General features: G+C 75.2%; 11 protein-coding genes. 8 read left to right on the top strand and 3 right to left on the bottom strand.

Going from position 1 to position 13,113, the window contains the following annotated elements; translation table 11 throughout:
- Nucleotides 1–66: 66 nt before the first annotated feature.
- From BJP25_RS12615 to BJP25_RS12605, 3 genes are all read right to left on the bottom strand, one after another.
- Entirely contained in the window at nt 67–1,257 is a 1,191-nt protein-coding gene (locus BJP25_RS12615) for a S8 family serine peptidase (RefSeq protein ID WP_075975053.1), read from the bottom strand.
- Nucleotides 1,254–5,201, bottom strand: coding sequence for a type VII secretion protein EccCa (eccCa, locus tag BJP25_RS12610; RefSeq protein ID WP_075975052.1), 3,948 nt, complete (start codon nt 5,199–5,201; stop codon nt 1,254–1,256). The genes BJP25_RS12615 and eccCa overlap by 4 nt, the downstream gene beginning before the upstream one ends.
- Before the next feature lie 141 nt (nt 5,202–5,342).
- On the bottom strand, nt 5,343–5,690 hold the full coding sequence (locus BJP25_RS12605; protein ID WP_075975051.1) for a cupin domain-containing protein: 348 nt from the start codon (nt 5,688–5,690) through the stop codon (nt 5,343–5,345).
- Between the two features lie 161 nt (nt 5,691–5,851).
- Between BJP25_RS12605 and eccD the strand changes: the two genes are divergently transcribed.
- From eccD to BJP25_RS12565, 8 genes are all read left to right on the top strand, one after another.
- Nucleotides 5,852–7,258, top strand: a complete 1,407-nt coding sequence (eccD, locus tag BJP25_RS12600; protein WP_075975050.1) for a type VII secretion integral membrane protein EccD — start codon at nt 5,852–5,854, stop codon at nt 7,256–7,258.
- Between the two features lie 51 nt (nt 7,259–7,309).
- Complete coding sequence (eccB, locus tag BJP25_RS12595) at nt 7,310–8,644, top strand: type VII secretion protein EccB (RefSeq protein ID WP_075975049.1); 1,335 nt, start codon at nt 7,310–7,312, stop codon at nt 8,642–8,644.
- A gap of 74 nt (nt 8,645–8,718) precedes the next feature.
- Nucleotides 8,719–9,036 carry a hypothetical protein gene (locus BJP25_RS12590; protein WP_075975048.1) on the top strand — a complete coding sequence of 106 codons (318 nt, stop codon included), beginning with the start codon at nt 8,719–8,721 and terminating at the stop codon, nt 9,034–9,036.
- Between the two features lie 46 nt (nt 9,037–9,082).
- Nucleotides 9,083–9,373, top strand: a complete 291-nt coding sequence (locus BJP25_RS12585) for a hypothetical protein (protein ID WP_075975047.1) — start codon at nt 9,083–9,085, stop codon at nt 9,371–9,373.
- 97 nt (nt 9,374–9,470) lie between these two features.
- Nucleotides 9,471–9,857, top strand: a complete 387-nt coding sequence (locus tag BJP25_RS12580) for a hypothetical protein (RefSeq protein ID WP_075975046.1) — start codon at nt 9,471–9,473, stop codon at nt 9,855–9,857.
- Between the two features lie 33 nt (nt 9,858–9,890).
- Nucleotides 9,891–12,377 carry a hypothetical protein gene (locus BJP25_RS36190; RefSeq protein WP_075975045.1) on the top strand — a complete coding sequence of 829 codons (2,487 nt, stop codon included), beginning with the start codon at nt 9,891–9,893 and terminating at the stop codon, nt 12,375–12,377.
- A gap of 17 nt (nt 12,378–12,394) precedes the next feature.
- Nucleotides 12,395–12,796, top strand: a complete 402-nt coding sequence (locus BJP25_RS12570; protein WP_075975044.1) for a YbaB/EbfC family nucleoid-associated protein — start codon at nt 12,395–12,397, stop codon at nt 12,794–12,796.
- Complete coding sequence (locus BJP25_RS12565; protein WP_143219036.1) at nt 12,793–13,110, top strand: hypothetical protein; 318 nt, start codon at nt 12,793–12,795, stop codon at nt 13,108–13,110. Before BJP25_RS12570 ends, BJP25_RS12565 begins: the two co-directional genes overlap by 4 nt.
- Nucleotides 13,111–13,113: the final 3 nt, after the last annotated feature.

Below are 13,113 nucleotides of genomic sequence, written 5' to 3'. Positions count from 1 at the left end.
CGTCCAGAACGCGGCCGGGGTCGGTGGGCTGAGCCCTCCGACCCCGGGGGGACGCCCCGCCGATCGTCAGCGGGAGTTCCCCGCCGCCGGAGTAGGGGAATCCCCACCCCGGCGGCGGCCCAGCGCCACCACGCCCACCACCGAACCCAGCACCAGCGCCACCAGCAGCAGCCCGCCGCTGAACCACAGCGCCCGCTCGGCGGGCAGCGGGTCGGCCACCGGCGCCCTCGGCACCACGACCGGCACCGCCGCGGCGGCCCTGTCCCGCTCCTCGGCACCGAACACCGAGGTCACGGCCGCGGTCGGGTCCACGACCCCGTACCCCACCAGCGGGTTCGGCAACGGCCCTGACGGGCTGTCCGCCGTGGCCAGCAGCCGCTGGGCGACCTCCGCGGCGCTCAGCTGGGGCCGGTAGTCGCGCACCAGCGCCGCCGCCCCCGCCACGAACCCCACCGCCAGCTCCGGTCCCGACGCCGACCGGTGCCCGCCGCCGGAGGGGGCGAGCCCCACCAGCTTCTCGGCGGGCGCCGCCAGCGCGGGGGCCGCCCCCATGGCACCGTTCTTCGGCGGCCCGTCGGGGCCGACCGGTGCGACGGCCAGCACGCCGGGCAGGGAGGCGGGGAACGCCCGCTGCCCCGACTCCTGCACCGACACCGAGGCGACCACCAGCACGTCGCGCGCCACGGCGTCGGCCACGGCGGCCTCCAGGGCGGGCGTGCTCACCGTCGTCACCACCCCCACCGCGATCACCCGCGCCCCGCCGTCGACCGCGGCGGTGATGCCCGCCGCCACCCGGTCGGGCTCGACCCGGTTGAACTCGTCGACCACCCGCACCGGCAGCAGCGTCGCCCCCGGGGCCACCCCGGCGAACGCGCTGCGCCCGTCCGGGCGGGCCGCCAGCAGCCCCGCCAGGAACGTCCCGTGCCCGGAGCAGTCGGCGTCGGCCCGCCCCCCGGCCAGGTCGGTGCCGGGCAGCACCGCCCCGGCCAGCGCGGGCGCCGCGGCGCTCACACCGGTGTCCAGGACGCCGACCACCACGTTCCCGTCCGCGACGGCCCAGGCGCGGTCGGCGGCGAGCCTGCGCTGCGCCCACGGCTCGGCGTCGACGACCTGCTGCTCCGCGGGGGCGCACCGCCCGTCGTCCTGGGCCGCGGCGCCGGGGACGGGCCCGACCAGCAGGAAGGTGGCAGCAGCGGTGGTAGCGGCGGCGGTGGCGGCGAGGCGCCGCGGGAGCCCGGCACGGTCGTCCCCGCTCACCCGGACACCTCCTCGGTCCAGCCGACCTGCAGGCCCAGCGCGTCGCGGCGGGTGATCAGCTGCGCCCGGCCGGGCGGCAGCTGGCGGCCGCGGGCGCCGTTGAGCAGCGGCATCTCGTTCGGCGGGATCGACAGCGCCAGGTCCGGGGTGTTCGACTCCTGCAACCGGCGCACCACCGAGTCCATCCCGGTGCGGCTCGACCCGGCCGCCGCGCGCGCCAGCACCACGTGCAGGCCGATGTCGCCCGCCTGCGGCAGCAGCTCCACCAGCGGGTCGAGCGGGCCGCCCATGCCGCCCAGCAGCAGGTCGTAGTCGTCGACCAGGATGAACACCTCCGGGCCGGTCCACCAGTCGCGCAGCTTCAGCCGCGCCGGGGAGATGTCCGGGCCGGGCACGCGCTGGCGCAGCTCGGCGGCGATCGGCTGGATCACCTGGCCCGCCACCGCGGCCGACACCGCGACCCCGCGCCGGTACTCCTCCGGCACGCTCTCCACCAGCCCGCGCCGCGGGTCGACCACGACCACCTGCGCCTGCTCGGGGGTGTAGAGCCGCGGCACGGCGGCGGCGATCAGCCGCAGCGCCGCGGTCTTGCCGCTGCCGCTGTCGCCGATGATCGTCAGGTGCGGGCGGTCGGCGAAGTCGTGCCACACCGGCAGCAGGTCCAGTTCACCGGCGCCGAGGGCCACCCGCGGCCCGGGGCGCGGGGCGGGCAGCTCGGCGGCGGGCAGCACCGCGGGCAGCATCCGCACCGCGGGGGCCACCGGCCCGGTCCAGCTCTCGGCCACCGACTGCACCAGCTCGCGGGTGGCCTCGGGCAGCCCGGCGACCCCGCCGCGGCCGTCCGAGCGCGGCACCGCGCCGAGGAAGTGCAGCTTGTCCAGGGTGATGCCGCGGCCGGGGGAGTCGGGCACCTGCTTGGCCGTGCGCATGTCGATCATCGAGTCGATCGCGTCGCCCAGCCGCAGCTCCAGCCGGGTGCCGAGCTGGTCGCGCAGCGCGCTGTGGATGTCCGACCAGCGGTTGGTGGTCAGCACCACGTGCACCCCGTAGGCCAGCCCGCGGGCGGCCAGCAGCCGCACCGCCTGGTCGTGCTGCTCGAAGTCCGAGCGCAGCATGCCCCAGCCGTCGACCACCAGGAACACGTCGCCGTGCGGGTCGTCGGCGAACTCCCCGGCGGCCTTGCGCTGCCGGTAGACCCCCATGCTGTCGATGCCGTGGTCGGCGAACAGCGCCTCGCGCCGGGCCACGATGCCCTGCACCTCGGCCACCGTGCGGCCCACCCGCTCGGCCTGCATCCGCGTCGCCACCCCGCCCACGTGCGGCAGGCCCTCCAGCGCCGCCAGCGTGCCGCCGCCGAAGTCCAGGCAGTAGAACTGCGCCTCCCGCGGGGTGTGGGTCAGCGCGATCGCGGTGATCAGCGTGCGCAGCAGGGTGCTCTTGCCCGACTGCGACGACCCGGCGATGCCCACGTGCCCACCGGCACCGGACAGGTCCACCAGGTGCAGGTCGCGCATCTGCTCGAACGGCTTGTCCACCACGCCCACCGGCACCGCCAGCCCACCGCGGGCGGGCCAGCTCGCCGCGCACAACCCCAGCTCCGGGTCGTCCTCCAGCGGCGGCAGCACCTGGTCCAGCGACGGCGGCTCGCCCAGCGGGGGCAGCCACACCTGGTGCGCCGGGGCGCCGTGGCCCATCAGCCGCTCCACCGCGACCTCCAGCACCGACTGGTTCGTGCCGGTCGTCTCGACCTCCGCGCTCACCGCCTGCTCCACCGCCAGCGGGGCGCGCCCGGCGCCGAACGCCACGACCTGCCTGCGCACGTCCTCCTGGCGCTGCTCGCGGGTGCGGCGGCGGTGCTCGCCGGAGACGTAGGCGGCCTTGAACCGCACCAGGGTCGCCACGTCGCTGCGCAGGTAGCCGTTGCCGGGGGCGCTGGGCAGCTGGTAGGCGTCGGGCACGCCGATCACCGAGCGGCTCTCCATCGCCGAGAAGGTGCGCAGGCCGATCCGGTAGGACAGGTGGCTCTCCAGCTTGTGCATCCGGCCGTCCTCGATGCGCTGCGAGGCCAGCAGCAGGTGCACCCCCAGCGACCGGCCCAGCCGCCCGATCATGACGAACAGCTCGGAGAAGTCCGGGTTGGACGCCAGCAGCTCGGAGAACTCGTCGACGATGACCACCAGCGAGGGCAGCGGGTCCAGCGGGGTGCCGGACTGGCGGGCCTTCTCGTAGTCCAGCAGCGAGGCGTAGTTGCCCGCCGCCCGCAGCAGCTCCTGCCTGCGCACCATCTCCCCGTGCAGCGCGTCCTGCATGCGGGTCACCAGCGGCGCCTCGTCGGCGAGGTTGGTGATGACCGCGGAGACGTGCGGCAGCCGGTCCAGGCCGAGGAAGGTCGCCCCGCCCTTGAAGTCCACCAGGACGAAGTTCAGCATCTCCGGCGAGTGCGTCATCGCCAGCCCCAGCACCATCGTGCGCAGCAGCTCGCTCTTGCCCGAACCGGTGGCGCCGATGAGCAGCCCGTGCGGGCCCATGCCGCCCTGCGCCGACTCCTTGAGGTCCAGCTCGATGGTCGAGCCGTCCTCGGCGATGCCCAGCGGGATGCGCAGCCGGTGCGCGCTGAGCCCCGGCCGCCACAGCCGCGCCGGGTCCAGCTCGTCGAGGTCGGCCACGCCCAGCAGCCGGGGCAGGTCGAAGTCGGCCACCATCGGCTCGGCCACGTCGGTGGTGCCGCCCAGCCGGTAGGGCGAGATCACCCTGGCCAGCGCGCCCGCCCGGGTGACGCTGAGCCGGTCGGGGACGCCGAGCGGGGTGCGCACCTGCTTGCCTGTGCGGTCCGTGCGCAGCATCGACACCTGCTCGGCGGTCACCTCCAGGCGCAGCTTGCCCTTGCCGCCGGAGGAACCCAGGTCACCGCAGACGTCGAGCACGACGCTGTTGCGGTACCCGGCCCCGGCCAACCGCGACTCCGCGGGCACCCCGATCCCGTCCAGCACCACGACGACGTAGGGCTCCTCCCGGCTCGGCGCCACCCCTGGCTCGAACCGCGCCCGGTCGTCCAGCTCGGCGGCCAGCAGCTCCACCAGCCCGTCCACCCCGTCCACCAGCAGCCGCGCCTGCCCGGCGCCGTCCTGCTCCACCGGGTGCTGGGCGTGCGGCAGCCACTTCACCCAGTCCCAGTGCCCCACCCGGTCCTGCGCCGCGCACACGACGACCCGCAGGTCCTCGGGGGAGTGGAACGCCACCAGCTGCGCCAGCAGCGCCCGCACCATCCCCCGCGCCGCGTCGGCGTCCCCGCTGCACCGCACCTGGGCGAACCCGCGCAGGAACAGCGCCGTCGGCTGGTCGGCCACCGTGGTGTAGGCGTTGGTGAACCGCCGCAGCGCCCGCGCCGACAACGGCTCCAGGTCCGACACCGGCTTCGTGCTCAGCGGCGTCATCGCCATCGCCAACCGCTGCGGCCCCAACCCCACCCGCACCTCGGCGAAGTCCGCGTGCCCCGCCCGCCGCTCCCACAACCGGTTCGTCATCGCCACCGACCACAACCCCGCTGGGTCCGGGTGCCGCCACGCCAACGCCGTCCGCTGCCGGTCGGCCACCGACCGCACCTGCGCCCGCGTCTGCCCCAGGTACCGCAGGTAGTCCCGCCGCTCCCCCCGCATCCGCTGCCTGCGCTCACCCCCACCGCGCCCGGCCTGCCCGAACACCATCATCAACGTGCTCAGCGCCATCATCCCGCCCATGCCCATCCCCATCGCGGGGTTGGACTGCCCCATGAACACCACCATCATCACGGCGCTGCCCAGGGCCATCGGGACCATGACCACCATCCCGCCCATGCCCCCACCCACGGTCTCCGGCAGCACCGGGGGCTCCTGCAACGTCAGCTCACCCCCCGGCATCTCCGGCGGCTGCTCACGCCCCTGCCTGCGGAACAACGTCGTGGTCATGGTGGTGGGCTCCTCTCGGCGGTGACCGCTCCCTGCCCACACGTGCCTGCGCCGCCGAGCGGTTCACTCCCACCGGGCCTCACCGCTGCCCCAGAGGTGATCACCTCGATGGGGCGGGTCGAGCCGCAGGCACGTGGTCGATCAGGTGGCGGACGGCCAGCGCACGGTGAGGACCACCGAGTGCTCCGCGGCCTCCCACGAGTGGCCGACCCCGGGCCCCCACATGACGTAGTCGCCTTGGCGGGTCATGGTGGCCGAACCACCGGTCACGTCCACGCGGAAGTGGCCGCTGATGAGGATGACCAGCGTGGTGCGCTGGTCATCGGCGGTCCACTCGGCGCGCTTGTCGCCAGGCGGGTGGACGCCCCACTTGACCTCCACGCCGTCCTGGTGGCGCACGCCCTTGTCGTGGTCGATGAAATGACCGACAAGCCAGCCGCGGGTGTCGGTGCCGTCCTCGTTGGCGTTGCCGGTGGTCCAGCTCGTCACGTGCCCATCTCCCAATCAATGCGGGGCACGGTCGCTCGTTCGCCGCCGAGGGGGTGCAGCCGCCGGAGGGCTTCGAGGGTACCGAGTAGGCCCGCACGGGCTGGGACAGCAGGTCCGCGGACCTTCTGAACCGAACGGCCGGGGGTGGCCGTGGGTGGGGCATGGCCACCACTTCCCCCGCGGCGACCGCGGGCTCCGGCGAGATGTGCAGGCTCACCATCTGTGGGCCCACGTCGCGGGTGGAGCTCGCCGTCCCCGCCCACGTCCCCGTCGCCGACCTCATGCCCACGGTGCTCGGGCACCTGGACCCCGCGCTGGCGACCAGCGGCCTGGCCCACGGCGGCTGGGTGTTGCAGCGGTTGGGTGAACCGCCCGTCGACGAGGACCTGGGGCCCGCCGCGGCCGGGTTGTTCGACGGGGACCTGCTGCACCTGCGCCCGCGCGACGACCTGTTGCCGCTGGTGGACTTCGACGACCTGGTCGACGGGGTGCACACGGGGTTGTCGAGGCGGGAGGACCGGTGGCGGCCCGCGCTCACGCGGCGGGTGTGCGTGGTGGTGCTGGCCGTGTGCTCCGTGCTCGCCGTGCTGGTGGCGGCGGGGGCGGCGAGCGGGTACGCCGTGGCGCTCGGGGCCGGTGGTCTCGGGCTCGCGCTGCTGGCGGGGGCGGCGACCGCGGGGCGGGTGCTGGGGGACCGGGTGTCCGCGCTGGTGCTGGCCGCGACGGGTGTCGGGGCCGGGGCGATCGCCGGGGCCGCGGTGCCGATCGGGGCCGCGCCGCCGGTGGACTGGCTGACCGGGCCGGGGGTGCTGGCCGCCGGGGTGGCCGTGGCCGTGCTGGCCGTCGCGGCGCGGTTCGCCGCTGGTCAAGCGGTTGAGGCGTGCTCGGCGGTGGCGGCGGGCGGGGTGCTCGTCGCCGCGGGTGGGGCGTTGAGCACCACCGGGCTCACCGGCACGGGGGCGGCGGCGGTCGTGGTCTGCACCGCGCTGCTGCTGACGCGGTTGGCGCCGACGGTCTCGGCGCGGTTGGCCGGGTTGGCCGTGGAGCCGGTGCCGACGAGCACGACGGAGTTCCAGCAGAACCTCGACCCGCACCCCAGCGGGTCGGTGATCGAGCGCGCCACCAGGGCGGACGCCTACCTGACGGCGTTCCTGGCCGTGCTGGGGGGCGTCATCGCGGGCGGGCTGGTCGTCGTGGCCGCCGCGCCGCGGTGGGACGCGGCCGCGTTCAGCGCCGCGGTGGGGTTCCTGCTGCTGCTGCACGCCCGGGAGCTGCCCGGCACGTGGCACCGCGCGGCGGCGATGGTGCCCGCGGCGGTGGGGTTGGCCGAACTGGCCTTCGTGTGGGCCGACCACCTCGACGGGCCGTGGCGGTGGGCGGGGGCCGTCCTGCTGGTGCTGTGCGCCGCGGGCGCGCTGGCGGGGGCGCACAGCCTCCCGGACCGCAAGCTCATCCCGCGCTGGGGGCGGTTGGGCGACATCGCGCACTGGGTGTGCGCGCTGGCCGTCGTCCCGCTGGCGCTCGCCGTCACCGGTGCCTACGGCGCCGTCACCGCCCTGTTCGGCTGATGAACCGCACGACCACCGCCGCCCGTGGACAGGGCAGGGAAGGAGGACACCATGTACGGCAGGCGTGAACAGGTCCAGGCGCACTCGTTCCTGGCGGGCAGGCTCGTCTCGGCGGTGCTGCGCACCGACCCGGACGCCGCGGAGCGGCCGCTGCGCCGCACCACGGTGGGGCTGGCGGGCGGGGTGGGCGTCGGGGTGCTCGTCGCCGCCGGGGTCCTCGTCGCCGGGCTGGTCTCGGGCCGCTCGGCCGGGGACTGGCGGGAGCCGGGGGCGCTGATCGTCGACGAGGACACCGGCAACCGGTACCTGCTCATCGACGGCGCGCTGCGGCCCGTGCTCAACTACGCCTCGGCGCGGCTGCTCGTCGGCGGGGACCCGGTGGTCGCCACCGTCGGCTCGGCCGACCTGGCCGGGGTGCCGCAGGGCGCGCCGGTCGGCATCCTCGGCGCCCCCGACGCGCTGCCCACCGGGGCCGCGCGGCCGCCGTGGACGGTGTGCGCGGGCACGGCCCCCGACGGGCCGCTGCTCACCCTGGCCATCGGCGCGGTGGGCGGGCTGCGCGTCGCGGGCGACGACCAGGCGCTGCTCGTGCGCTCCGGCACCGAGCTGCACCTGGCCTGGCGCGACCGCCGGTTCCGGGTGGCCGAGCCGTGGGTGCCCCGGGCGCTGGGGCTCGACCCCGACGCCGCCGCGGTCGTCGACCCCGCCTGGCTCAACGCCCTGCCCGCCGGACCCGACCTGGGCGCCCCCGGCGTGCTGCGCGGCGGCGCCGGGCCGGTGGTCGCGGGCAGGCCGACCACGCTGGGCCAACTCGTCTCGGTGCCCGAGGCCGTCGGCGCGCGCACCTTCGTCGCCGTGCCCGGCGGCCTGGCCCCGGTCACCGCGACGGTGGCCGCGCTGCTCACCGCCGACCCCGCGGGCCAGGCCCTGCCGACGCTGCGCATCACCCCCGCCGAGCTGGCCGGGCAGCCCGTGCTGCCCGCGCCCGCCTGGCAGGCCGAGCTGCCCGCGAACCCGCCGACCGCGCTGCGAACCGCCGGGGCCGCCCCGTGCGTGCAGTGGTCGGGGGACGGCGCGGTGCTCGCCTCGGCCCCGCTGCCCACCGGCCCCGCCCGCGAGGCGGGCCCGGCCGGGGTCACCCGGGACGCCCGGGTGGCCGACCGGGTGCGGGTCGCCCCCGGCGCGGGCGTGCTCGCCCGCACCCGCCCGGCCCCCGGCGTGCCCGGGGCCGGGGTCTACCTGGTCACCGAGACCGGGGCGAAGTACCCGGTGGCGGGCCCCGCCGCCGCCGACGCGCTCGGCCTGCCGGTCGGCACCGCGCAGCCGGTCCCCGCGGACCTGCTCGCGCTGCTGCCCACCGGGCCCGCGCTCGACAAGCTCGGCTGACGGTCCACACCGGACCCCGGCCCGACAGCGCACGACGACCCACGACCGACGAACCGGAAAACCAGGAGGACACCATGTCGAACAACGGGCGCAACGCCTACAGCGACCAGGCCCTGATCTCGGTGATCAACGGCACCGACACCGCCATCTCCAGCATGAACCAGGTCAGCGGCCAGGTCGGCTCGGTGGCCGCGGTGATGCCGATGGTGAACAACTCCGAGTCCGGCATCAAGCTGCGCAACGCCTTCACCACCTGGACCAGCGACTTCAACCGCGTGGTGCAGATGATGACCGACCTGAACTACAAGGCCAAGGACCTGCTGCGGGTCAACCGCAGCACCAACACCGACGCCTCCACCACCGCCAACGGCCCCTCCAGCGGCCAGCACTGACCCCCACCAGCCCACCCCCGCGCGCCACCCCCGAGAGGACGAGACCATGACCAGCTTCGACATCAACAACAACGGCTACCTCGACGTCAACGAGCAGCTGGCGATGCACGTCAAGACCGTCGGCCAGATCCTGCAGGACCTCAACGGCGTGCTCAAGCACACCGCCGAGGCCATCGACAGCAAGGCCACCCCGCTGTGGCTGGAGCAGCAGACCCAGTGGAACCAGGCCTACCAGGACATGATGACCCAGATCAACCTGGGCACGATGAGCTCGATCAACGTGCACGAGATCTTCCAGAACGGCGACAACCTGGGCGCCAAGATCATGTACAGCTGACCCCCGCCCCGCGCCGCGGTCCACACCGGACCGCGGCGCGGGCGTGGGGACCCACCCCTACCACCCGCGGCAGCGGGCACCGCACGAGGAGGACGCAGTGGGCACCAACATCACCTTCGACGAGACCAAGTACAACCAGCTGATCAAGGTCATGGACGACCTGGAGTACTCGCTGCTGCACAACGCGACGACCTCCGACACCGTCTGGCTCGACGACAGCTTCACCCTCCAGCCGGGCAAGCAGCACTGGCAGCCCGCGGTCGACCTGGTCACCAAGGGCCAGAAGTTCGGCGCCTCGGTCGCCGCGCAGAACGAGACCCTGCGCCAGGCCATCGTCAAGTTCCGCAACGCCCTGGTCGAGGCCAAGAGCGTGTTCAAGGACCACAGCGACCTGGCCAACTACGAGATCGGCAAGTTCGTCGCAGAGTTCCCCGACTTCAACGCCGGGGGCGGCCTGACCGGCGGCGGCACCGGACCCAAGTAGCACGGCCGACACGGGAACCAGGAGGACCCAGCCATGGCACAACCCACGCTGCCCGGCACCGGCGACCTGTCCGGCGCCAACTTCGCCCAGATCCTGTTCGCGGTGACGGGCCAGGGGCCGGACCTGCACGGCTTCGTCGACGAGGCCGGGGGAGCCGGGTCGAAGAACCCCTGGTTCCGCTTCACCCCCGAGGGCGCCGAGGCCGCGAAGGCCTCCTACCACTACCGCGCCTGGGACAAGCACTACTTCGGCGTCGACCTCAACCAGGCGGCGTGGACGAGCTACGGCAACCAGCTCACCGAGATCGACGGCCTGGCCACCCCGCTGTCGCAGGGCAAGACCGGCATCATGGACGCCCAGCGCCTGTTCGACTCCTACGAGGTGGCCAACAAGTACGTCAACTGGCTGCGCACGAACAAGGAGACCCTCGACGGCTGGGTCAAGGGCCTCGACAGCTCCGACTCGGCGTTCAAGGGCAAGGCCGCCTACGCGATCCAGGTCAACCTCAAGCGGCTGGCGTTCACCCTCGGCGACCTGCGCGAGCAGCTGATGCTCGACCGCAAGCCGGACATGCCGACCGCGCTGTACTGGGACTACCACTACCTCAAGTCCTACGGGACCGCGATGGCCAAGACCTGGTGGGACAACGTGTCCTGGCTCAAGACCGAGCCGCAGAAGATCCACAGCATGCTCATCAACAACATCGTCGTCTACCTCAAGCGCCAGGGCCTGCTGGTGATGACGAAGGGCATGTACCCCGAGGGCATGGCCAACCACTACATGCTCGACGACTTCGACTCCCGGGAGAAGTCCGAGGAGTACATCCGCAAGGTGATGTCGGAGTACCGCAGCAACTACGACGCGACCCGCCAGACCTGGATCAAGGACCTGCCGCACATCTCGGGCAACCTCACCACGCAGGCGTTCTGGGACAGCGCGAACCTCGCCGTCAGCACCTACATCAAGAACAAGCTCAAGACCCTCGACGAGTCGGCGCGCACCGCCCTGTCCCCGCTGACCAACGAGTACACCAAGTCGCTGCGCTCGCTGGGCGACCTCAAGAACAACCCGCCGCCCACCCTGGGCTCACCCGGCGGCGGCGGTCTCGGCGGCGGCGGCGCGACACCCCCGCCGCCTCCTCCGCCCCCGCCCCCGCCGCCCCCGCCGCCCGCTGGCGGTGGCGGAGGCGCGGTCCCGCCGCCGCCCGGCACCGGGCAGGTCCCGCCGCCTCCCGGCAGCACGGGCGGGGAAGGCGGTGGCGGCGCGGTCCCGCCGCCCCCCGGCACAGGTGGTACGGACGGCCTGGGCGGCCTCGGGGGCAACGGCGCGGTGCCGCCGCCCCCGGGTACCGGTGGCACGGACGGCCTCGGGGGCAACGGCGCCGTCCCGCCGCCTCCCGGCACCGGTGGAGTCGACGGTCTGGGCGGCCTCGGTGGCGACGGCGCGGTTCCGCCGCCTCCCGGCACCGGTGGGGTGGACGGCCTGGGCGGCCTCGGTGCTGACGGCAGCACGAGCGGTCTCGGGCCCGATGGTCTCGGACCCGACGGGCTTGGCGCCGATGGCAGCAGCGGCTCGGGCGTCGTCCTGCCCCCGCCCGGCACCGGCCTCGGCCTCGGCGCGGGCGGCACGGGTCCCGGCGGCACCGGCGGGGGCCGCGACCGCGGCGCCGCGGACGGCCTGCTCCCCGGCACCGGCGCCGATGGCGGCCTCGGGGGCGGCCTCGACCGCGACGGCGACGGCATCCCCGACGACGAGGGCTGGGCGCCCGACGCGCCGCTGGCCCCCGGCGACCTGCTGCCCAGCGACGGGCTGCTGCCCGGCGGCGACACCGGCGGCGGCAAGGGCGGCGTGCAGCTGCCCCCCGCGGGCGACTTCGGCGTCGGCCCCGGCGCCACCCCCGGTGCCGCGCCGGGCGAGCTGCCCGCCGCGCTCACCGAGGGCCTGGACGGTTCCGCGGGCGGCCTCGGCGGCGCGGGCGGTGGGTTCGGCGGCGCGGGCGGCTTCGGCGACGGCCTCGGCGCGCTCGGCGGCGGTGCGGGCGGCGGTGCCGGTGGCCTCGGTGCCGACGGGCTCGGCGCAGGCGGCTTCGGGGCAGGCGGCGGCGGTGCGGGCACCGGTGCGGGCGACCCGTTCGGCGTCGGGTCCACCGACGGCTGGTCCGACTGGTCCGGCGGTTCGGGCGGCGGCGACGGCGCGGTGAACCCCCAGGGGGGTGCGGGCCGTGATGACCGCAGAGGGGCGATGCCGCCCTTCATGCCCCCGATGATGCCCCCCATGACCGGTGGTCAGGGCGGCAACAAGGAGCAGGAGCGCGAACGCCAGACCTGGCTCTCGGAGGACGAGGAGGTCTGGGGCACCGAGGCCCACTGCGGCGTCGGCGTGATCGGCAGGCCCGACCTGGACGCGGTCGAGGCCGACGAGCCCCTGGCCCCCACCCACGTCCACGTGCGCTCGGCCGCCCCCCGCGGCCGGACCGCGACCGGGACCCCGGCCGCCGAGGAGACCGCCTCGGCGCACTGAGACCGAGGAGGAGCACCATGTCCACCCCGCTGCACAACGAGATGGCCGCCGCCGTGGCCCAGCTGCGCGAGCAGCAGGCCAGGCTGGAGCGGACGATGGCCGACCTGCGGGCCGTGCGGGCCAGCGCCACCAGCGAGGACCGCCTGGTCGAGGCCACCGTGGACAGCCAGGGCAAGCTCGTGGGCCTGGTGCTCTCCGGCAGGCGGTGGCGGGACCTGGCCCCCAAGGAGCTCGCCGCGCGCATCACCGACGTGGTGAACCGGGCCCAGACCAGGGCGGCGGAGAACACCGCCGCCCTGGTCGGCGGGCTGCTGCCGCAGGGCATGGACCTCGACGCCCTGCGCGGCGCGGGCCCCGACCTCGACGCGATGTTCGCCGCCGCCGTCGACGACGCGACCGCGGGGCGGTGGGCCCGGTGAGCGAGCGCGTCCGGGTCGACGTCGACGCCCTGGCCAAGGGCGGGGTCGACATCCAGGGGCTGATGGCGCTCACCCGGCGCATCTGCGCCGAGCTGGGCGGGGCCGTCGCGCAGTACCAGTACGCGGGCGGCACCGGGGAGATGGGCAAGCGGTTCGACCAGGGCTACAAGCCCGGGGCCGAGCAGGGCGTGAAGTTCCTCGCCCTGCTCAGCGAGGTGGTCGGGGACGCCGGTGGGCGCACCCTCGACACCGCCAAGTCCTTCCGCACCACCGACGACGAGGCCACCTCGTCCGTCCCGGGGAACCAGGGGTAGTCG

Source organism: Actinokineospora bangkokensis (assembly GCF_001940455.1).
In the GTDB taxonomy this organism is placed as follows: Bacteria; Actinomycetota; Actinomycetes; order Mycobacteriales; family Pseudonocardiaceae; genus Actinokineospora; species Actinokineospora bangkokensis.
This window is presented reverse-complemented; position numbering and strand designations above follow the sequence as displayed.